Source organism: Marinomonas profundi (genome assembly GCF_020694005.1).
Lineage (GTDB): Bacteria > Pseudomonadota > Gammaproteobacteria > Pseudomonadales > Marinomonadaceae > Marinomonas > Marinomonas profundi.
The window spans coordinates 196,544-218,193 of record NZ_CP073013.1 but is presented as its reverse complement, the minus strand read 5'-3'; the positions used below and the strand labels follow the sequence as shown (position 1 = coordinate 218,193).

Below are 21,650 nucleotides of genomic sequence, written 5' to 3'. Positions count from 1 at the left end.
CAGAGTCGCATAATTGACCGAGATGTTGTGCGTATTAGGGGCTGTTTTCATGTACGTTATTTTATCATAACAGCCCCTAAAACGCGTTAAAAAACAGACTCATAATGCAATTTTTTATGGCCTTTCATCGCCGTTATATCATAGCCATCCAGCAGCCAATTAATCTGTTGTCCAGTAAGAGAGATCACCTCGTCACCCTTTTTGGGCCAACGAAACTTGTCCTCGGCAAGGGTTTTGTAATACAGCACAAAACCATTGTCCTCCCAAAATAAACATTTAATTTTGTTCCGGTGCCGATTGGTAAACGCATACAAAGCACCATCAAAAGGATTCTGCGCCAACTCCTGCTCCACAATCGCTGCCAGCCCCACAGCGGCTTTACGAAAATCCACTGGCTGACGATAAAGATAGATCTTAGGCATGTCGACCGACGGGCGAAAATAACGTGTCATAACGCCCACTCCAACAACTGACGAACCAAGGTCACATTGGTCGAATCAATACCGTGGATTTGCATGCCATTTGGCAAAGACACCGACAAGCCTGACCCTAACTGGCCCAATGAAGGTTCCACTTTGATAAAACTGGACGACTTGTCCTCCGATATTGGGGCTGATGGTGTCTGACATTTCTGCCGCCAATACATGAATTGAGAATAATTGAGATCGTTTTCTTTGCAGAACCGAGCACTGGACATGGCCGCTGCCTCAGCAGCTGTGACTTGCGCCCGCCAAAAGTCAGCACGGGATTGAGGATCCGAAAAAGTATTCATAAAGACACCTGTTCATGGTTAAAGTAAACAGGTGTTAGGTTCTGATATTACGAGAAGGTCAGCAAGAATGCAGATTTAAGGGCGCTTACAGCGTATTCGTCATATTTGGCACAATGATCCAATCCGTCCTGACGTGTCTTGCATGCTGGAGGGTGAGCGTTTAGATATAGAAATTGCCCATTTGTATGGCTCGGAAGAAGAGGCTATGGCGATTCTCGGGCGAGATTTAACAGATAAAACGCGTGCTACATTGCAGGCTTTAAAAGACGAACCTGCCGATGAGCGGCTACTAAGGTCTTTAAATAGGATTTTAGAAAATAAGTCAGGCAAGCAATACGATTCAAACCGAGTGTGGTTGGTTATCCGCAATGCCCATCCTGCTTGGAGTCAGGCGGATATTAAAGCGCTGGAGCATCTTATTACCATACCGGTTCCGCACGCTTTCGAAAAAGTTTGGATTCTTGGTGATATGGAAGGCAAAAGCGGCATCGTGCGCCTTTATCCATAACCTTGGGTCGTCAGTGGCTTTCTTTATCTGTGTTAGTTTTATTTATGTCGGTTTTTTTCCTAGCTAGTTTATTTAGCCTCGCTTGCTCTGCTTGGTATTTTTTTAGAATAATCAGTCCGATTATCAAGGCTAAACAAAAGAAAATAATGGCAAAAGCGCCAAGGGCGATGGTAGCAAGAGCATTCATGGTAGTTAGCCTCAAAAGAATTTGCTGAAGTAATGTGCCGTTTTATTACAAAAAATCAATCAGGTCGTGCCTTTAGGCCGACAAAACCTGTCGTCGCTGAAATAATGTCTTTGTCGCGATAAATCACGACCTACAAAAAACCAATCAGTTGTCGTGCCTTTAGGCCGACAAAACCTGTCGTCGCTGAAATAATGTCTTTGTCGCGATAAATCACGACCTACAAAAAACCAATCAGTTGTCGTGCCTTTCTAGCGTTGGTGAACGCATTTTCCTGCTGAGTAGGTGGCTTGAATCGCGCGGTCGTCACCAATGGTCATTAAGACGAATAGACTTTCTTCGATATTTTTAGACAGCGCTAGACGAGAGCTCAATAGCGGTGTGGCTTTTTTGTCGAGAATGATGAAATCCGCTTCACTGCCTACTGCTAAGTTGCCGATTTTATCCTCTAGACGAAGTGCTCTTGCGCCGCCTAAGGTAGATAAATACAGAGATTTGATCGGGTTTAGATTTTCGTTTTGTAGCTGGATGACTTTGTAGGCTTCGTTCATAGTTTGCAGCATGGAAAAGCTCGTACCTCCACCGACGTCTGTGCCAAGGCCCACGTTCACTTTATACTCTTCTGCTTTATTGAGTTTAAACAAACCGCTACCAATAAATAAGTTGGAGGTTGGGCAGAAGGAGATCGCTGAGCCTGTTTCGTGCAATCTGTGGTATTCGTTATCACATAAGTGAATGCCGTGAGCAAAAACAGAGCGTTGGCTTAATAATTTGTGTTGGTCGTAAACGTCTAAATAATGCGTACTTGCGGGGAATAAATCTTGTACCCAGGCACATTCGTCTTTGTTTTCTGATAAATGAGTATGCATATAAACATCGTCATACTCGCTTAACAGTTTACCTGCTAATTGCAGTTGTTCGTCTGAACTGGTCGGGGCGAAACGTGGGGTAATGGCGTAATGCAGACGACCTTTGTTGTGCCACGCCTCGATCAGTTCTTTGCTTTCTTGATAGCCTGTTTCTGGGGTATCGGTTAGATACTCTGGCGCATTGCGATCCATCATGACCTTGCCGCAAATCATGCGCAGGTTGTGAACTTCGCAGGCTTCAAAAAACGCTTCCACAGAGACTTTATGAACCGTACCGAAGACCAAGGCGGTGGTGGTGCCATTTCGAAGTAATTCGTTAAGGAAACGATCGGCAACATTGCGCGCATGGTCTTTGTCACAGAATTTGCCTTCTTCTGGAAAGGTGTAAGTGTTTAGCCAGGTGAGCAGTTGTTCGCCGTATGAGCCGATCATATCGGTTTGTGGGTAATGGATATGAGTATCAATGAAGCCGGGTGCGATGATGGCGTCAGGGTAGTGTTCAACTGGGGTGTTGTCTGGAAGCTTTGAGAGTAGGTCTTTGGCGTTGCCAAGGGCGTGGATTTTATCGTCTTGAATGACTAACAAGCCATCTTCAAAGTATTCATAAGCGGCCTCAATGCCAACGTCTTTTGGGTCTGCGATGCAGTGAACGATGGCAGCGCGCCACGCTTTTAAATGGCTCATTTTCTCTCTCTTAAATGCTTATCTTGAATGTCTTTTCACAAGTGTCTTTGGGGATAATACTTGACCGAGTGGTTATACTTTATCAGGTCTTTTTCCGTCTTTCAGCAAACTCTTTTGTTAATTGAAAAATGGCGTTAAACCAATCGTTTAGAAAGATGCCGCAATAAGCATTTGGCCAAGACAATGACAACAACCCCCGAAGTATTGGCGTAAAAGTCGAGCCATTCCCCATAACGATTAAGATGGGGTTGGATCAGTTCAATCGCGCCTCCCCAAGCAATAATCAGTAGGCTCATAGACACAAAACGCTTCATCGGGCCAAACGCGCATAAAAGTGCCCAGCCACCAAAGCCAAGCAGGTGGTGGAGTTTATCAGAGCCCGGTGCAAGAGGAAGAGAGTCCGCTGGCGTTAGAGTTGCCAAACTAATGATGAGCGCGCCTAGAATAAAACCGACAGCTTGTGCTGTCGGTGAGGTGAGCTTGTGGATCATCGTAAAATGCGGGCGCGTATATTTTTGCCTTTGATTTTTTTGTTTTCGAATTCCTTGACCACGGTTTTGGCGACGTCATTGTCGACAGAGACATAAGCTTGAAAGTCAAAAATATCGATTTTGCCGACTTGAGATTTATCCAGTCCTAAGCCTGCGGTGAGTGCACCAAGTATGTCGCCGGGGCGAAGTTTGTTTTTACGGCCGGCATCAAAAGAGATGGTGGTTTTTTGCGGAATCAAGCGGTAGTGAAGGTCCATTTCTCCAAGTTCAATGAAGTTCGCTGTGGTGTTAAAACGCGTTTCGATATCACGTACTTTATAATCGTCTTTAGAGGTCACAAGGTTGACGGCAATGCCTGCGGCACCGGCACGCCCCGTTCGACCAATACGATGGGTATGAACATCCGTATCGCGGGTGGTGTCATAGTTCACCACAAGGTCGATTTCTTTAACGTCGATACCACGAGCGGCTACGTCGGTAGCCACTAACACGCAACTACTTTGGTTGCTGAAGCGCACCAATACTTGATCACGTTGTCTTTGTTCAAGATCCCCATGAATGGCTTGGGCCGCGACTTTGTGCTCTGCTAGCCAATCGGCCACTACTTGTGATTCGGCTTTGGTGTTGCAAAAGACAATCGCTTGGCGGGGTTCAAAATGCTGCAGTGTCGCCAACAGGGTTTCGCATTTGTCTTTGTTTTCACTGCGCACAAAGAATTGTTCTATATTGGGTTTAAGATCTTCTTGTGCTTCGACTTTAATGCTAATCGGTTGGTTTTGGAATTCGCTGCTTATCGCTTCGATGCCATCGCCATAAGTGGCGGAAAAAAGCAATGTTTGGCGATTGCTTGGGGTCAGTTCAACCACTTCGCGGATGCTGTCAACAAAGCCCATATCCAGCATACGATCAGCTTCGTCTAAGACTAAGGTGTTGAGTGCATTGAGTTTTAGCGTGCCTTTACGCAGGTGTTCCATTAAACGCCCCGGTGTGCCGACAACAATGTGTGCTCCATGCTCTAACGAGCCAATTTGTGGGCCAAATGGCATGCCACCGCATAAACTTAAGACTTTAATATTGTCCTGATAACGCGCCACTTTGCGAATTTCTTTGGAGACTTGATCCGCTAATTCACGCGTTGGGCACATTACTAGTGCTTGTACGCCAAAAAAACGTGGGTTAATTTTTAGTAGCAAGCCAATGGCAAAGGTTAAGGTTTTACCGCTGCCTGTTTGAGCTTGAGCGAGGATGTCTTTGCCATCAATTATAGGCGGCAAACTTTGTTCTTGAATGGGGGTAAAAGTGGTGAATCCCATGTCTGAAAGTAGCGCGGTAAGTTTTGTTGGCAGTAGATCATTTAGTGCGTGCTGGAATTGGGTCACAAGAGGCCTGTTCGATAGAATAAATAATGGGCAGAGGATACCAGAAAACGCCCATAAATACTTTTCTTAACGATTTATTCCGTGTCGAGTTTTGTGTTTTTCGGTAGAGTGTTAGTCGGTTGTTGCGATGAGATGAATAAAGCACGCATCTCTGCTTCACCCACCCTGATTTGTATCACACCTCGATGAGCGAAGATGATGTTTTTAAAAAACCAAGTGAAAAGTAAAAATACGCCTTATGTTGTTTTCTGGGCTGTATTTTTATGTGGTGTGATCCTAAGCCTGCTGCCTTGGGAAGTGGATCCAGTGCTGGTGTTTGGTGCGTTGGCATGGTTCTTTGCATTTTGCACCAAAAGGTTTTTACAGCGCTATGATACCGCGTTGAACTTAGCCAACCAACGTGTCGCCATTGACCCATTAACGGGACTGTTTAGTCGTTTTCAAATCCAGCAAGAGTTGGCGGAACGGATTGAGACCTGTCAGGCTGAGGGAAAAACGCTGGCGACATTGATGTTGGATTTGGACCATTTTAAAACAATCAATGATGCTTTTGGTCATGAAGTTGGTGACGCCCTGTTGACGAAAGTGTCTGAGCGTTTGACGACGGTATTTCCAAACAACGCGGTGATCGGCTATCTAGGCAGTGATGCTTTTCTGGTTCTATTGGTACTGGATGATCAAGAGTCGGCGGCTTTGGCTGGCGTGCTGGCTGGGGCAATAGAAGAGATCAGCCAGAGTTATGCGGTCAATGAGCTGACATTGAATATCGGTTGCTCTATTGGTGTCGCTTTGTATCCTAAATTTGGGCAGGATGCGGTGACCTTGATTAAATACGCCGATATGGCGGTTCATCGCGCCAAAGCCGCTGGTCGTGCCACTTACTATTTTTATGATGGTGAAATGGGACGGCAGTTCGCGCGTAATGTCAGAATAGAAACGCGTTTACGACACGCCTTGCAAAGCGAAAGTCTAGAGATGCATTTTCAACCCAAAGTGGATCTTATTAGCGAGCGCTGTGTTGGCATGGAGGCGTTGTTGCGCTGGAGCGATGCTGAGCTGGGTGTTGTGTCGCCAGCGGAATTCATTCCTATTGCAGAGCAAACGGGTATTATTTTGCCTTTGGGTGAATGGGTATTCGAGCAGACCTTTCGCCATATATTGGAGTGGCAGGAGCAAGGCATCAAGGTGCCTCCGATTGCAATAAACTGTTCGGCTGCGCAGTTAAAACGCGCGGATTTTTTGCCTAAATTATTGGCGCTACTGGACACTTACCAGATTGATCCCAGTTTGTTGGAGATCGAAGTCACTGAGTCTATTTTGATTGAAGATGCGAAAGGCTGTGCCGAGCTTTTGCAACAGATGAGTCGGTTGGGTATGCGGTTGGCGATTGACGATTTTGGTACGGGTTATTCCAGTTTGAGCTATTTGAAAGATTTACCCTTTCATTATGTCAAAATTGATCAGGTCTTTATTCGGGATATTGTTGCTGATAAAAGTCATGCGGCGTTAACTCGGGCGATTATCAGCTTAAGTCACAGTTTGAATCTAAAGGTGATTGCTGAGGGCATTACTAGCCTTGAGCAGCTTGCTTTGTTACGTGAATACGGCTGCGATATTGGCCAAGGTTATTTGTTTAGCATGGCGTTGGGCGCGCATTCTATGGCCAATGATCCGATGATTGCGGCCTTAAACGAGCAGCACTCATTTGATGATTAGAACGGCGCGATCTTTTATTAGAACGGCGTGATCTTTTATTAGAACGGCGTGATCTTTTATTAAAACAGCGCGCCCATTTAAAGCGGGGCGCTGCTGTTTATCTTGTTTTTGAGTGCTTCCCAAAATTGGGTCAGATTCGGGTTTTGGTTAAATTTAGACCGGTACAGGCGTATTTCCAGTGGAATATTCCAGTTATCTTCCCCAGCCAACGCCACTTTTCCATAATTCAAGGTATCCAGCATGAGGCGTTTGGGGATCCAGCCAATGCCATAGCCTTCTTTTACCATGGCTTTGATGCTGACTGAGTGATAATTCTCTGACAGGGTTTGCAGCTGTGGAATGTCTCTTTGTCTTTGCAAATGATGATGAATAACGGGCTGTAGAAACGAGTTTTCGTAATAACCAATGTAAGGCAGCGGTTTGCGTTTCACCCCGGGTAACGTAAATTTGGGCTCGCCTGTGCTGTCTGTTGCGCTGCAGGGAATGAGGGTCTCTTCTGCAATCACAAGGTGTTCATATTGTTCATCGTCTAGGGCGCGAATAAAGTTAATAGCTGGGTGCCAATAACACAGCATAAGGTCGCATTGTTGGTCCATTAAGGCGTTGACAAAATCGATACCCAACCATGAACTGGATTTCATATTGATGTCTAGATCTGTATCAATGCTCTGACAAAATGGTTCTATGACGTCTTTGTAGAAACTCAAAAATAAGGTTTGAGTGGTCACAAAGCGTATCTGCGACTCTTCTTGTTTACGGATTTCTTGGCAGCGCTCTTTGGCGTCTTTGAGTTGTCTGGTAATGAGCTCAGCGCTGTGTAAAAACACTTCGCCCGCTGGCGTAAGCGATAAGGGCAGTGTGTTCCGGTCAATAAGTGTGACGCGCATTTCTTCTTCGAGCAATTTGATACGACGGCTAAACGTTGGTTGGGTGACGTTTTGCTCGTCCGCTGCACGAGAAAAGTGGCGTGTTTTTGCAAGGGCGATAAAATCCTCAAGCCATCTTATTTCCATCGTGCCTCTCCCTTAATCGAAGCGGCTAGAGTCAACCATAACGAAAGCATCATAGTCGTCCCTCCTCAATGGCGTGGCAAGCCACACTGCTACCATCACTTTGTAATGTCATGGCGGGCGTGACGTCATAACAGCGTGGATTAGCGTATGGACAGCGTGCTTGGAAAACGCAGCCGATGGGTTTTTCCATCGGCGTGGGGACTTCACCGATTAAGCGGATTGGCTGCGCTGTGTTGCTGTCTAAACGCGGAATGGCCGACAGTAAGGCTCTTGTATAAGGGTGTTTGGGAGACTGAAATAAGGTTTTCGTTGCTGCTAGCTCGCAAATGCGTCCCAAATACATGACGGCAACGCGGGTGGCAAAGTGTTCGACTACCGCAAGGTCATGGGTAATAAACAGGTAGCTGAGGTTACGTTCCGCTTGTTTGTCCATCATTAGATTGAGTACTTGGGCCTGAACGGACACATCCAATGCTGACAGTGGTTCGTCTGCGACAATAAAATCGGGCTCGACGGATAACGCGCGGGCAAGGCTAATGCGTTGGCGTTGTCCACCTGAAAACTCATGAGGGTAGCGGTCTGAGCTCGACGCTGAAATGCCAACTGAGTCCAGCAGGTTGTCAATTTGCTCGTCTACTTGTGATTGCGACAGCTGTGGATTATGGAATGAAATTGGCTCGCTGAGAGTTTGATAAACCGTCATTCTAGGGTTTAAAGACGCATAAGGGTTTTGAAACACCATTTGCATACGACGTCGAAAAAACATGCGCTGGCGGTTGTTTAATTGATCTATACGTTGGTCCAGATAATGTATTTCGCCAGCACTTGGACTAGACAATCCCATGATGACGCGCGCCAGCGTGGATTTTCCGCAGCCGGTTTCGCCCACCACACATAGCGTTTCACCTTGGTTGATCGTTAGATTTATGCCATTAAGAGCATGAACGCTGTCTTTGTGGCGCTGTAGTCTGCCTTGATGAAAGCGCCATTGCCCCAGCCAGCTTTCGTTGCTGGTAAAGGTTTTTTCTAAACCGCTAATTTGAATAAGAGGCGTGGCCATTACATTGCCTCCTGATCGTGTTCAGCACACTCATTGAGCATGTCCTCAACGAGAAAACAGGCCACACTGGACACACCGCTGTAAATAAAGCGCGGTTGTTCCTGTCGGCATTTTTGGGTGGCATAAGGGCAACGCGGGTGGAAAGCGCAACCCGATGGTCGTTCGGCCAAGGAGGGCATGCTGCCTTGGATTTGATTAAGTCGTTGCCCCGGCAAGGTCATTTGTGGCAAGGCGTTTAACAAGCCTTGGGTGTACGGATGTTGAGGATCGTTGATGATTTCTAAGGTGGGGCCTTCTTCCACAATATGGCCGGCGTACATCACTAAGGTGCGTTCCGCCACTTTGGAAACCACCCCAAGGTCATGGCTGATCAAAATAAGCGCGACACCGTTGTCTCGGCAAATGGCCAGCAGCAATTGCAGTATTTCAGCCTGAATCGTCACATCTAACGCTGTGGTCGGCTCATCCGCAATAATAATGTCTGGGTTGAGCAACAGCACCGAGGCAATGATGACTCGTTGGCGCATACCGCCCGACAGTTCATGAGGGTATTGATCAAAGCGTTTCTCAGGGGAGGCGATTTGTACGTGATGAAGCTTTTCAATCGCAATGCTACGCGCGTCTTTGTATGAAATATTGGTGTGGCTGCGGATGGTTTCAACCAGCTGATCACCAATGGTAATAACCGGATTGAGCGTCATCATTGGATCTTGAAAGATCATGGCGATGCGTTTACCTCGAACTTCCTGTAACTGGCGTAAATTCATCGTAGAAAGTTCTTTATTCTCCAGCTTAATGGACCCCGATTTAATATAGCCAGGTTTGCCAATCAAGTTGACAATTGAGAATCCCAGAATCGATTTCCCCGCGCCAGACTCGCCCACAATCGCAATGCGTTCGCCACGGTTTAAGGTGAAGCTAATATCAATAAGCGCCACAAGTTCTTGCTTTTTTATGTGAAAATTGACGCATAGGTGACTAACGCTGAGTAAATTCATTTGAGACCTTTGCACGACTGCTGTGCTTGCCAATACTTTGTTAAAAATAGACTCGAATTGCTCATATATAACCCATAAACTCGGCTTTGGCTCCTTGCGTCGCTCTAACACCTACATCCATGTAGGTGTCCGCTTTCTCGTCTATTTTTGCCTCGTCTTTGCTTCGCTCGCCACATCGTGTAAAAGGCCTCATCTTAATCTTTATACGTCCTAGGGTTTAGGTGGTCGCGTAGCCAATCGCCGAGTAGGTTCATGGCTAAAATCAATACGATGAGGGTGAGGCTTGGAATGACGCAAATCCACCATGAGCCAGCAAACATGTAGGCGAAACCTTCTGAGATTAAGGCCCCAAGCGACGGCTCCGTCGCGGGCATGCCTAAGCCCAAAAACGACAGCGCCGCTTCTGCGACAATCGCATTGGCAATTTGTACCGTGAAGATAACCAACACAGGGGATAATGTGTTGGGGAGAATATGACGAAACATGATGCGTTTTGAACTTATGCCCATGACCCGAGCGGCATCTACGTATTCTTGTTGCTTTTCCGCCAGCACCGAGGCGCGAACGGTTCGTGCAAACAGCGGCCATTCTGTCAGGCCAATCACTAAAATGAGAATAACCATCGCCAGCTGCTGGTACATAGCCATGCCAAATAAAGACTGAAAAATGGCAAGAAAAACAATGGCGACCATCATGTTAGAAAAAGACAGCTGGATGTCGGCGCAGCGCATTAAAAAATTATCAATGCGGCCGCCCAAATAGCCCGCAATCAAGCCAATGCAAATACCCAACGTGGCTTGTATTATCACGGCGCATATACCGATGGTCAGTGATAGTCGGGTGCCGTGTAAAATAACCGAGAGTAAATCGCGCCCTTGGGCATCGGTGCCGAGTAAAAAACGCTCGTCGCCACTGATCCAACGTGGCGCAATTTCGGCATTGACCAGATTCATAAAGGCAGGGTCAGCGATGTCAAAAGGTGCCACTAAAGGCGCGAGTAGGGCCACTAAACAGTAAAAGGCAAAAATGAGTAAGGCTAATACCGCCAATTTATCGCCTAAGAATCCTGACCAAATATGCTGCCAACGGCTGCCTGAGGCTGGGTAGATTAGCTCTCTTTTGGCGTACTTCATAAACCGTGACTCGCAAAACGTACCGTAGGATTAACAAAACCGTAGATCAAATCAACCAGCGTGTTGGTGATAACAAACATGCCGCCAACCACCATTAAATAGGCCGAAATCAGTGGCGTGTCGACTCGGCTCACTGCGTCCATAAAGAGGAACCCCATTCCCGGCCATTGAAAAATAGTCTCGGTTAAAATGGTGTAAGCCACCAAGGTGCCAGCCTGAATGCCGCCGACAGTAATAACGGGCAACATGGTGTTTTTGAGTGCGTGTATAAAGTATATGCGGCGTGCTGACAGCCCTTTTGACCAAGCAAATCGGATGTATTCTGATTGCAATACTTCCATCATTTCGGCTCGAATTAGGCGAATGAAAATCGGCATTAAGGCAAGGGCGAGAGAAAGACTGGGCAGAAGTAAGTGGTGCAAGCCGTCTTTGGTGAACAGTCCGCTTTCCCAAATACCAAACACGTGCGTTGTTTGGCCGCGACCAAAACTGGGCGCTATGTTCCATTCGATGGCGAAAAAATACACCATAAAAATCGCAATAATAAAAATCGGCACAGATAAGCCAATGGAGCTCAACACCATCAAGAAGCGCGAAAGTAAATGCTTGGGTTTAATGGCGGCGAGCACGCCGCATGGCGTGGCGACCAGTGTAACGATTAAAATGGCACAGAAAGCCAGCTCTAAGGTGGCGGGCAGTTTGCTTAGAATGACAGTGAGCGCCGACTCTTTATAGTAATACGAGGTGCCTAGGTCGCCATGCAGAGCGCCTTTGGCAAAGCGCCAATACTGGCTGATAAAACCTTCGTTTAAACCTAACTCGTCGCGTAATTGTGCGCGCTCGTCTGGCGAGGCGGTCATACCGACCATTTGTCGTACGGGATCGCCTAGCCTGTCTTGTATGGCAAAGCTGATAATGCTGATGATGATCATCACAAAACAGGCTTGTAATAAGCGGCGCAGTAAAAAGATCAACATAAGGTGGTTGTGTTCTCATAGGTCATTGCAATGACGCTTTTTGGGTAAAGACTGATTAAGCCTCTGGCGTATTCACTTTTGTTCAATGAACAAATCTCCTAGATAAGGGTAGTTTTGGTCGTTGACTATGTCTTGTATGTTGACATTATCTTTGGCAGCCCAAATGAGGTCTTGCCAGTACAGAGGTACAATGGCCGAGTCTTTGTGCAGTGTCCGTTCTATTTGTTGCAGGAATCGACGGCGCTTTTCTGGGTTCATTTCTCGATTGGCCTGGCGAATGTCATCATTGATGCTGGGTTGACAATATTCGCTGGCATTATAAGCGCCTAAGCCCGTTTTGGCATCGCTACAGGCGATAATAAATTCAAATAGGTTATTGGAGTCTACGGTGTCAGATTGCCAGCCAAGCATCATAATGTCGGCACTGCGTTGGTCAAACTCTTGGAAATATTGGGCTTTTGGCAGGGTTTTTAAATCTACTTTGATGTGTATTTTTCCTAACATTGCGGCGATGGCTTGCGCGACTTTTTCATCGTTCATGTAGCGATTGTTGGGTGCCATCATGCTGATTCGAAAGCCTTTTTCGTAACCCGCTTGCTTCATTAGTTCTAATGCTTTGGCTAGATTGTATTCAGGTTCTAAGTCGTTAATGTGGCCTAGGAAACTGTCCGGGCTCAATTGGCCGGCTGGGGTGGCGTAGCCTTTTAAGATTTTTTTAACGATCAACGGTTGGTTAATGGCTAAATTAATGGCTTTTCTGACGCGGCGGTCTCGTAGCTCTTTGCGTCTTGCCTGATTCATATGCAGCAATAGAATACGTGTGCTGGGCAGTGTTACCAGTTGTATTCCTGCTACTCTTTTAGTGCGCTCAATGTCGATCGGCGAGACGGGAAAAATAAAGTCAACGTCGCCAGAGAGCAGTGCGGCGAGTCTTGTAGAATCGGCGCGAATCGGGGTGAAAATAATACGATCTACGTTGCCCAGACTGTTTTTATCCCAATAGTCAGGGTTGCGCTTTAGCTCTAGTCGGCTGCCAAGTTCTCGATTCACCAAGATAAAAGGCCCTGTGCCTGATACGTTGCGTGAGGCAAACGATTCGCCATATTTGATAATTTGATCGTGGTTTTGGTAAAACACCTTATCCATCGGAAAGACATACGCCATGATATTAAGCAGTAATGGGTTGGTGTAAGTGGTGTGTACGTCAACGGTGAAGTCGTCAACCAAAGAGACCGACTCTATGATGTCGAACATGGCGCGAAAATCAGGCGATTTTTTTAAACGTTCAATGGTGTACACCACGTCTTTGGCTGAAAAAGCGTGCCCGGTTTGAAAGGTCACGTTGCGGCGTAAAAAGAAGCGTATTGTTCGGTCGTCAAGGCGTTGCCATTTTGTGGCAAGGCGAGGCTCAAATTGACCGTTTTGTTTCCAGCGTAACAGCGGGTCAAAAGCAAGGTGGGAAAATTGTAGCGTGTCTTCTGATAGTTGCTCATGTGGATCAAGTGAAACAGGGTCCGCATCAAAGGCGATTCTTAATGTGTTGGCCATTGCGGTATTAAATGAGATGAGAGCTAAGCAACAGGCTAGCGTAACTATTATTTTCATTTTTCCGGTCTCTTTTTTCGGTCTCTTTTTTTAAAGAGTGTCCTTTCTTCTACTTCTTTCTTATGGGGATGAAAAGGAAGATTAGGTCGGTGTTATTTTTTATTCTGGAGTGTCTACAGCATAAAGGTTGAACGCTGGGGGATCCTGACCACAGGGCAAACGCATGAACGTTTCTTGATCAATTAACACAATATTTGCATTCAATCCGTGTTTGATGAATGATCATGCCCTTTTGAAGCCGATGACCTTATTAGACCGTATGATGCAGCTAAATGACCCACGCCAACAAGCAAAATGTACCCATGATTTAGGGGAAGTCGTTTTCATGACTACCTGCGCGATACTTTGTGGTGCGGATGATTGGGAATCGATTCAGCTCTTTGCCGATACTCGAAAGGACTGGTTTAAACAATTTCTTCGATTGCCTGGCGGCATTCCATCACATGACACCTTTAACCGTTTATTTTCTTTGTTGGATCCAGCCTGTTATCGAGAAATGTTTTGTGGCTGGGTTCAAGATATGTTGATCGATACCCCATTATCTGGTGTCGTCGCGATCGATGGAAAGACGGTGCGGGCGTCGCGCTCGAACAAACACCAAGCTATTCACATGGTGAACGCTTGGGCTTCACAGGCTGGCGTCTCTCTTGGTCAATACAAAGTAGATAAAAAATCCAATGAAATCAAAGCCATTCCTAAGTTACTAGATCAGCTGGCTATCAAAGGTTGCTTGGTCACAATGGATGCCATGGGATGTCAGAAAGACATTGTTTCCAAGGTCATTGAAAGAGAGTCAGACTATTTGGTTACCGTAAAAAGTAATCAGAAAACGTTACATAAAGAGCTTGTAACCTACTTCGACCATTACTGGGAAAACCATACACAAGATACGCTAAGTGATCACTTTTTTGAGCAAGAAAACGAAACTCATGGTCGCAAGGAGCATCGTCGATGCTGGGTCACGACGGACTTATCCTCCCTGTCTATTGCAGCAGAATGGCAAGCAAAAACTGTCGCCGCGATACAATCAGATCGAGTGGCTAATGAAAAAGGCCGAAGCCATATTCGTTATTTTATTTCCAGTAAACCGATGACGGCGGAGGAAGTGCTAAAGGCCACTCGCGAGCATTGGGGAGTAGAAAATCAGCTACATTGGGTGTTGGACGTCTCTTTTGGGGAAGATCAGTGCCGAGCTAGACAAGGTTACGCGGCAGAAAACCTAGCCACCACCCGACAAATCGCTTTAAATTTATTAAAGCAGGAGACAAGTTTGAAACTGGGCATAAAAAATAAACGTAAAGCCTGCGGCTGGGATGATAAGTATCTGTTTAAAGTGATGGGGTTGGTTAAATAATGTTCATGCGTTTGCCTTGATCCTGACCATATAGACGATTCTGCATTTTTGCAAAAAAATGCGTAAAAAGACAGTAACCTTATTAATTTGAACAAGTGTTGTATTAATTTGAACGAGTGCTGTATTGATTTGAACGAGTGCCGTATTGATTTGACAGTTGCATTTGAAGTATTTGATATCACAGAGGCCAGTATGAATTATTTTGCGCATCTACACATTGCCGCGGTGTCTAATACGTCTTGGGTGGGCAATTTGCTGGGGGATTTTCCAGTCGATCCGTCCCATTTAGAGGTGGATTTGTTGGCGGGGTGGCGTTTGCATCAAAAGGTGGATGTGATGGTCGATCAGCACGCCGCTAGTCTTCACTATCGTTCTATGCCGCGCAAAGGGCGTCGGCGATTCGCCGGTATTGTACAAGACATTGTTATGGACTATTGGTTAATACAATATTGGGCGGATTTTAGTGTGACCCCTCTGCCGTCTTTTTGCGATCAGGCGGTGCAAGGGTTGGTGAAAGACAAGTATCGCAGTCCAGAACGCTTAAAAAACATGATTTGCTCTTTAGAGCAGGAAAACTGGCTGCCTAATTTAGGCACTATTGAGGGCGTTGATAACGCCATTCATTCTATTATGCGGCGTTGGAAGTATGGTGAGTATCTGCAAGACTTTATAGACGATTTACCCACAGTGATTGCTCAGGCGGAAGCGCCTTTTTTGGCTTTGTATCCAGATCTGTTGAGGTACGTGGAAGACGAAATGCAAAAAGCCGAGACCATATATCGTCTCGACTAACGTATCTCATTGATGGTGCGTATCGGTGTCTTGTTCGACGCTGTAGTATTTTCTCTATCTTGTTGGAACTTGTGGTAGAATCCGCCACCGAAAAAGACTTGGTTAAAATAGGGGATTAGGGTGAGCGTACAATGGTATCCAGGGCACATGAACAAAGCGCGTCGAGAAATCGAAGAAGTCATGACGCAAGTGGACATAGTGATCGAAGTATTGGATGCACGTATTCCTGACTCCAGTCAAAACCCTATGCTGACTACGTTGCGTGGTGATGTTCCGGTTCTGCGTTTGCTGAATAAAAAAGACTTGGCCGATAAATCTCGTCTAGACTTATGGTTAGAGCATTGGCGTGGTAGTGAGTCAATTCTAGCGCACCCTTTTTCTACTTTAGACAAAGCAGATGTCGCCAAAATAAGCCAATGGGTGAGCCAGATGGTTCCCCATAGAGGCAGCGCAGAGAAACCGATCCGCGCGATGATTGCCGGTATTCCTAATGTTGGGAAGTCCAGCTTAATGAATGCCTTGTTAGGTCGCCGAGTGGCGAAAGTGGGCGATGAACCCGCCGTGACCAAGTCGCAACAGAAATTGAAAGTAACAAATGGTTTTCAGATACTCGATACACCGGGCATTTTGTGGCCAAAGATCGAAAACCCGGATGCCAGCTACCGTTTGGCGGTGACCGGCGCGGTGCGTGATACCGCGATTGATTACGAAGATGTGGCTTTGGCGGGATTGAAGTTCTTTATCGCCGATTATCTAGAGTCATTGACGACACGCTATAAATTGAAAGACATTCCACCGAACGCTTATGACGTATTGAAGGTCATTGGTTCTAAGCGTGGTGCCTTACGAGCGGGCGGCAAGGTGGATATGCATAAAGCCGCTGAAGTATTTTTGAATGATGTAAGAACCGGCGCCATTGGGCCTTATGTCATGGAAACGCCAGACATGATTGCTCATGAAGAGCGTTTGGTTGAAGAGGCAAAAGCGAAAAAAGAAGCCGACAGACAGGCTCGATTGGCGGCGGCGATTCCGCAACGCCAACAAGCCAGTAATCGTGCTTATCGTAATGCTCAATCAACAGCTCAAGTCGAATCAACGGATCAAGCTCAAACTATTAAGCAAGATGAGAACATAGATGACAAACAGTGAGGTTCACGGTCATGGATTATGAAATTGCCTTTGATCAGGACGAAAACGTTTATCGCATTTATACCGGATACGAGTTTGCCGCAATTGGCGAATGGGTCTCTGAATATGTGCGTGATTTGGAAAGCATTCAGCGCGTGCTAATGGCGGCCCGTCTAGCCGAAACAGAAAAAGAAGCCACAGAGTTTAAGCATGGTCCTTTTGATGTGATATTGAGCGAAGAGGGCGTGTCTGTGTCTCGACAAGTCGATCTAGACTCGGCGGAAGAAGAAATAAAAGCGATGTTTGATTCTCAAGAAAGCTTTTATCAGACCTCGACCGATGGTATTCAAGCAGAATGCGGCTTAGACGATCTGATTAATATGATTGAAAGCTGGCACGCGGTGTTGCATTAACTCGACAGAGTTAGGGCGGTATTTTTAGCTGTTAGACGGTTGTTCTTAGTGTCAGACGGTTTAATGTTAGACAGTTGTTCCTTGCGCTGGCTGGGTTTACACTAGCGCTGGTTTATTTTTAACGTTTTTTTAGGGAGCCGATATGCTCATCGAATTGGAAAAAGCCCGCACTCGAAACAATGTTGTTCGCATTTTTCGTGAAGAATTGGACGGTCCAGATAGCTGGACAGACGGTTTTGTTGTGGATGCCAACGAAGAAATGGTTTTGCTCCAATTAGTGGATGACAGCGTCCGCCTTAATGGTTATCAAGTTCTCTTTTTAGAGGACATTAGTGACTTTGCGCATCCCGCTCCCTTTAATGATTTTCAGAAAAAAGTCTTGGCACTGCGTGGCGAAGCAATGGTTGACCCTGAGGTTGAGCTTGACGATTTAGCGGTGTTGCTGATTGATATCAGCGAAGAGTTTGGTCTTGTTACCTTGCATCGTGAAGAAGTTGAACCAGACAGTTGTGAAATTGGGCGCGTGGTACGTGCTGACGCTGTGACTTATGAATTAGAAGAAATTGGCTCTGATGCGCGTTGGTTTGACGACACATTTGAGTACGATTTATACGATATTACCCGTATTGAATTTGGCGGCGCTTATGAAGAGGCGCTGTTGTTAGCCAACGATGCGATGGGCGATGATGCCTATGAGTTGGATGATGACTATCCAGATGATGGCTATTCAGATGATGGTGCGGCTGATGACATTCTCGACGAAAAATAATGCCGAGCGCTGTGTGCACATGCATTGTCTGACTTTGCTTCAGTTGGGCGTTATTTTTAATATAAAACCTCATACTCGATGTAAATAACGAGTTTTATGATTGCAAAAGCGCCTTTTGGCGCTTTTTGTTTTATGTCATTATGCTGTTTTAACCTCTCTCCCGCTTTAAATCGTTTTTTTGTGTCAACTGTGTCTAAGCTTGGCTTCGTTCATGATATTGTGAAAAGACCTAGTGTGTATTTTGTGAATAGAAAAGGAATTGCTTTATGTCTCGGTGGTTGACTCTGATTTTTGCCCTAGTACTGGTCTCTGGCTGTGCGGCGTATGCTACTCATCAGTTTGACACGGTATTTGGTGCTCAAGATACCGCCAATCGACTAGATGATGTCTCTGCCACCGACGCGGAGTTTTATCATCAACAAGTAAAACCTATCTTGGATAATCGCTGTGTTTCTTGTCACGCTTGTTATGATGCACCTTGCCAACTTAAATTAACCGCTACCGATGGCATTGAAAGAGGCGGTTCAAAAGAACTGGTTTACGATGGCACGCGATTATTAGCGTCTTCTCCTACGCGCTTATTTATTGACGCTAAAAGTACCGATGAGTGGCGTAAAAAAGGCTTTCACCCTGTACTAAACGAGCGTGAACAATCGCCTTCCGCAAATCTACAAGGCAGCTTGCTTTATCGGGCGGTGGCATTGCGTCGCCAGCAAGGTGAATTTACCCAGCCCGTATTGTCTGATGATTATGACTTTTCTCTGGCTCGCGATCAGCAGTGTGTGAGTATTGAAGATTATCGGCAATTTGAACGCGATTACCCCAACTGGGGGATGCCTTATGGCCTTCCTGCTTTAAGTGATAACGAGTACAACGTATTGACCCGATGGTTAGCAAAAGGCGGAAAAATGCCAAATGCGCCTGTGTTGTCTGATACTTTGCAAAAACAAGTGACGTTATGGGAATCTAGACTTAATGGCGATAGCCTGAAAGACCGATTGATTGCTCGGTACATCTATGAGCATTTGTATTTGTACAGTCTCTATTTAGGCGATAGTGAATTAGGTGATAGTGAATTAGCGGCGGATCAAGACAGCTCACCGCGTTTTCAATTAGTGCGTTCAAAAACACCACCCGGTGAGCCGATTGAGCGTATTGCGACACGTCGCCCTTACGATGATCCTGGTGTGGATCGTGTTTATTATCGTTTCTGGTCGGACCGAGAAGTAATCGTCCAAAAAAACCACATTCCGATGCAGTTAGATGAGGCTCGTTACCTGCGTTGGCAGTCGTATTTTTATACGGATGATTATGAGGTAACAAGAGATCCAGGCTACGCCCCAGACGTCGCGACCAATCCCTTTAAAGCGTTTCGTGAGATACCGGCCCATGGGCGTTACCGGTTTTTATTAGACCATTCCCAAAAAACCATTATGTCATTTATTAAAGGCCCCGTTTGTCGTGGTCAGGTTGCGGTCAATGTAATTAATGAGCATTTTTGGGTCTATTTTGTTGACCCTGACGTGGTGTATAACCAAGGATCGGCCGATTATTTAGAGGATCAAGTGCAGAATCTCGACCTGCCCGCTATTGGTTCTAGCAATACCTTGCCACTTGCCTCGTGGGTGACTTTTTCTGAGCAGCAGAAGTCATATTTGTCCGCCAAGGCGGCATTGATTGAGGGCGAAGAAGGTAGCCGAGTACCGTTAGATCTGGATTTGATCTGGGGCGGTGATGGCAATAACGACAATGCGGTATTGACTATTTTTCGCCATTTTGACAATGCGTCTGTGGTGAAAGGCATGGTTGGACAATACCCTAAAACCACTTGGGTCATTGATTATCCGTTATTAGAACGTATTCATTATTTATTAGTGGCGGGTTTTGATGTCTATGGCAATGTTGGTCATCAACTCGTAACGCGTTTGTATATGGATTTTCTCCGCATGGAAGGGGAAATGAATTTTTTGTTATTACTGCCAAAAGAAGAGCGTGAGTCGGTTCGAAAATACTGGTATCGAGACGTCAGCCAAACGATTAAAGAGTATATTTTTAGCGATTACATTAAAGTGGACAGACAAACTCAAATCCCTTATGAGACGGACGATCATCAGGCTGAGTTGTACGAAAAGCTGCGCGCTAAATTAGACGATGTGCTTGATCGTCGCCATGACTTGGAACAAAGTGCGCTGTCTGCAGAGCAGGTGGCGGCGCTGTATGAACTGCAAACGGTGCGTGGTGGTGGGTTGGTGCATTTGCCTAATGTGGCGACGGTTCTGGTGACTCAACAAGGTGTGCCACTGGAAGTGATTAGCTTGATTCATAATAAAGCCCACGCCAATATTTCGAGTTTATTGGACGAAGAGGCCGCTCGTTTGCCTGAGGAAGACGGCGTTACTTTGGTGAAAGGCGTGTTAGGGGACTACCCGAATGTGTTGATGCAGGTAGAAGAAAATGAGTTGGCAGACTGGGCCAATCAGGTGGCTAACCTTAAAACACGAGAGGATTATTCGTCGCTTTTGGACAGCTTTGGTATTCGTCGAACCCACCCTAACTTTTGGTTTGTCAGTGATGCGATTGCGAATTTAAATAAGCGAGACCGCCCAAGAGAAAGTGGTATTTTGGACTACAATCGCTTAGAAAATAGATAAGAATAGGGGGTTAGAGGTAAGCGATAAGCACTTCTGCATTTTCTGCATGATTGGATGCTTGTAACTTGCGCTGATGGGTCCCAAATAGCAGACATATTCTTTTTTTATTAGGTAAGTATTATGGTCCCTTTTTCAATTCTTGATTTAGCCCCCGTTGCAGAGGGCTATTCGGTTGCCGATTCTTTAGTGATGAGCCGTAGAATGGCCGTTGCCGCTGAAGAGCATGGCTATGCGCGCTTTTGGTTGGCGGAACATCATGGTATGGCGGCGGTGGCAAGCTCTGCAACGTCTGTTGTGTTGTCTCATATTGGGGCGGCGACCTCGACGATTCGTATTGGTTCGGGCGGTGTAATGTTGCCCAATCATTCGCCTTTGGTGATTGCTGAGCAGTTTGGCACTTTGGCTGAGTTGTATCCTGGTCGAGTAGATTTGGGCTTAGGCCGAGCCCCGGGTACAGATATGCAAACGGCAAGAGCGTTGCGTCGCAATATGAATGCCTCGGTGGACAGTTACCCAGACGACATCTTAGAGTTGCAGCGTTTGTTAGGTCACGGTGATCAAGGCGTGATGGCGGTTCCGGGGCACAATACTCATGTTCCTCTTTGGTTGCTAGGGTCGAGCTTGTACAGCGCTCAAGTCGCGGCTGAATTTGGTTTGCCTTATTCCTTTGCCTCGCATTTTGCGCCTGATCAGTTGATTCAGGCACTGAGCGTCTATCGTCGCAATTTCAAGGCGTCAGAGCAGCTTGCTAAACTGCATTCTATGGCGGGTATTATGGCGGTGGTGGCGGATACAGACGAAGAGGCAAATTATTTGTTTACCTCGGCCCAGCAACAGTTTGTCAATTTGCGACGTGATCGAAACCTTCCTTTCTCAACACCGGTTGAGTCAATGGAAGGGATTTGGTCGCCAAGTGAAAAGCATATGGTTGAACATATGCTGCAATATGCGATTGTGGGTTCAAAAGAGACAGTGGCTTTTCAATTGGCAAGCTTTTTAGAGCTGACAAAGGTGGATGAATTGATTGTTTCCATGCCGATTCATGACCCTGAGGCACGATTAACCTCTTTGCGCTTAATGGCCGAAGTGCGTGACAGTCTTTAGATAAACAGTCTTTAGGTAAACAGGCTGGGATAAAAGGGGTGTTGGTTAAA

At 46.2% G+C, this 21,650-nt stretch carries 21 protein-coding genes; 9 read left to right on the top strand and 12 right to left on the bottom strand.

The window, feature by feature from the left end; all coding sequences use genetic code 11:
- Positions 1-86: 86 nt before the first annotated feature.
- Together tnpB and tnpA are read right to left on the bottom strand one after the other, a co-directional pair.
- A complete protein-coding gene (gene tnpB, locus J8N69_RS01005; protein ID WP_168827675.1) occupies positions 87-452 on the bottom strand; it encodes an IS66 family insertion sequence element accessory protein TnpB in 366 nt (121 codons plus the stop codon).
- Positions 449-772 carry an IS66 family insertion sequence element accessory protein TnpA gene (gene tnpA / locus J8N69_RS01000; RefSeq protein ID WP_168827677.1) on the bottom strand — a complete coding sequence of 108 codons (324 nt, stop codon included), beginning with the start codon at positions 770-772 and terminating at the stop codon, positions 449-451. Before tnpA ends, tnpB begins: the two co-directional genes overlap by 4 nt.
- Positions 773-914: 142 nt before the next feature.
- On the opposite strand from tnpA, the gene J8N69_RS00995 reads away from it, so the two are divergent.
- The gene (locus J8N69_RS00995) at positions 915-1,280 is read left to right on the top strand and encodes a hypothetical protein (protein ID WP_328796790.1); all 366 of its coding nucleotides are present in this window, start codon (positions 915-917) and stop codon (positions 1,278-1,280) included.
- A gap of 10 nt (positions 1,281-1,290) precedes the next feature.
- On the opposite strand, the gene J8N69_RS00990 is transcribed toward J8N69_RS00995, so the two are convergent.
- The 4 genes from J8N69_RS00990 to dbpA form a co-directional block, all read right to left on the bottom strand.
- The gene (locus J8N69_RS00990; protein WP_168821998.1) at positions 1,291-1,467 is read right to left on the bottom strand and encodes a hypothetical protein; all 177 of its coding nucleotides are present in this window, start codon (positions 1,465-1,467) and stop codon (positions 1,291-1,293) included.
- A 248-nt stretch (positions 1,468-1,715) separates the two neighbouring features.
- Complete coding sequence (gene guaD, locus J8N69_RS00985; protein ID WP_168821999.1) at positions 1,716-3,017, bottom strand: guanine deaminase; 1,302 nt, start codon at positions 3,015-3,017, stop codon at positions 1,716-1,718.
- A gap of 134 nt (positions 3,018-3,151) precedes the next feature.
- Positions 3,152-3,508, bottom strand: a complete 357-nt coding sequence (locus J8N69_RS00980; protein WP_168822000.1) for a VanZ family protein — start codon at positions 3,506-3,508, stop codon at positions 3,152-3,154.
- Positions 3,505-4,887, bottom strand: coding sequence for an ATP-dependent RNA helicase DbpA (gene dbpA, locus J8N69_RS00975; protein WP_168822001.1), 1,383 nt, complete (start codon positions 4,885-4,887; stop codon positions 3,505-3,507). The genes J8N69_RS00980 and dbpA overlap by 4 nt, the downstream gene beginning before the upstream one ends.
- A 195-nt stretch (positions 4,888-5,082) precedes the next feature.
- On the opposite strand from dbpA, the gene J8N69_RS00970 reads away from it, so the two are divergent.
- On the top strand, positions 5,083-6,603 hold the full coding sequence (locus J8N69_RS00970) for a putative bifunctional diguanylate cyclase/phosphodiesterase (RefSeq protein WP_168822002.1): 1,521 nt from the start codon (positions 5,083-5,085) through the stop codon (positions 6,601-6,603).
- A 77-nt stretch (positions 6,604-6,680) separates the two neighbouring features.
- On the opposite strand, the gene J8N69_RS00965 is transcribed toward J8N69_RS00970, so the two are convergent.
- The 6 genes from J8N69_RS00965 to J8N69_RS00940 all read right to left on the bottom strand — a co-directional run bounded on the left by J8N69_RS00965 (position 6,681) and on the right by J8N69_RS00940 (position 13,389).
- Positions 6,681-7,616 carry a LysR family transcriptional regulator gene (locus J8N69_RS00965; protein ID WP_168822003.1) on the bottom strand — a complete coding sequence of 312 codons (936 nt, stop codon included), beginning with the start codon at positions 7,614-7,616 and terminating at the stop codon, positions 6,681-6,683.
- Positions 7,617-7,665: 49 nt separating this feature from the next.
- Positions 7,666-8,676 (bottom strand): ABC transporter ATP-binding protein, encoded by a 1,011-nt coding sequence (locus J8N69_RS00960; RefSeq protein ID WP_168822004.1) that lies wholly within the window; start codon positions 8,674-8,676, stop codon positions 7,666-7,668.
- Complete coding sequence (locus tag J8N69_RS00955; RefSeq protein ID WP_168822005.1) at positions 8,676-9,674, bottom strand: ABC transporter ATP-binding protein; 999 nt, start codon at positions 9,672-9,674, stop codon at positions 8,676-8,678. The genes J8N69_RS00960 and J8N69_RS00955 overlap by 1 nt, the downstream gene beginning before the upstream one ends.
- A gap of 194 nt (positions 9,675-9,868) precedes the next feature.
- On the bottom strand, positions 9,869-10,807 hold the full coding sequence (locus J8N69_RS00950) for an ABC transporter permease (RefSeq protein WP_168822006.1): 939 nt from the start codon (positions 10,805-10,807) through the stop codon (positions 9,869-9,871).
- Positions 10,804-11,784, bottom strand: a complete 981-nt coding sequence (locus J8N69_RS00945; protein ID WP_168822007.1) for an ABC transporter permease — start codon at positions 11,782-11,784, stop codon at positions 10,804-10,806. The genes J8N69_RS00950 and J8N69_RS00945 overlap by 4 nt, the downstream gene beginning before the upstream one ends.
- 72 nt (positions 11,785-11,856) lie before the next feature.
- Positions 11,857-13,389 (bottom strand): ABC transporter substrate-binding protein, encoded by a 1,533-nt coding sequence (locus tag J8N69_RS00940; protein WP_168822008.1) that lies wholly within the window; start codon positions 13,387-13,389, stop codon positions 11,857-11,859.
- A gap of 214 nt (positions 13,390-13,603) precedes the next feature.
- Between J8N69_RS00940 and J8N69_RS00935 the strand changes: the two genes are divergently transcribed.
- From J8N69_RS00935 to J8N69_RS00905, 7 genes are all read left to right on the top strand, one after another.
- Entirely contained in the window at positions 13,604-14,743 is a 1,140-nt protein-coding gene (locus J8N69_RS00935; protein WP_168822009.1) for an ISAs1 family transposase, read from the top strand.
- 192 nt (positions 14,744-14,935) lie between these two features.
- Positions 14,936-15,535 carry an acyl carrier protein phosphodiesterase gene (locus J8N69_RS00930; protein WP_168822010.1) on the top strand — a complete coding sequence of 200 codons (600 nt, stop codon included), beginning with the start codon at positions 14,936-14,938 and terminating at the stop codon, positions 15,533-15,535.
- 120 nt (positions 15,536-15,655) lie between these two features.
- On the top strand, positions 15,656-16,684 hold the full coding sequence (ylqF, locus tag J8N69_RS00925; RefSeq protein WP_168822011.1) for a ribosome biogenesis GTPase YlqF: 1,029 nt from the start codon (positions 15,656-15,658) through the stop codon (positions 16,682-16,684).
- Positions 16,685-16,695: 11 nt separating this feature from the next.
- Complete coding sequence (locus J8N69_RS00920; RefSeq protein WP_168822012.1) at positions 16,696-17,076, top strand: YacL family protein; 381 nt, start codon at positions 16,696-16,698, stop codon at positions 17,074-17,076.
- 142 nt (positions 17,077-17,218) lie between these two features.
- On the top strand, positions 17,219-17,845 hold the full coding sequence (locus J8N69_RS00915; protein ID WP_168822013.1) for a hypothetical protein: 627 nt from the start codon (positions 17,219-17,221) through the stop codon (positions 17,843-17,845).
- Positions 17,846-18,111: 266 nt separating this feature from the next.
- Positions 18,112-20,496 (top strand): fatty acid cis/trans isomerase, encoded by a 2,385-nt coding sequence (locus tag J8N69_RS00910; RefSeq protein WP_168822014.1) that lies wholly within the window; start codon positions 18,112-18,114, stop codon positions 20,494-20,496.
- Between the two features lie 120 nt (positions 20,497-20,616).
- Positions 20,617-21,600: an LLM class flavin-dependent oxidoreductase gene (locus J8N69_RS00905; RefSeq protein ID WP_168822015.1), complete on the top strand. Its 984-nt coding sequence runs from the start codon at positions 20,617-20,619 to the stop codon at positions 21,598-21,600.
- Positions 21,601-21,650 lie beyond the last annotated feature (50 nt).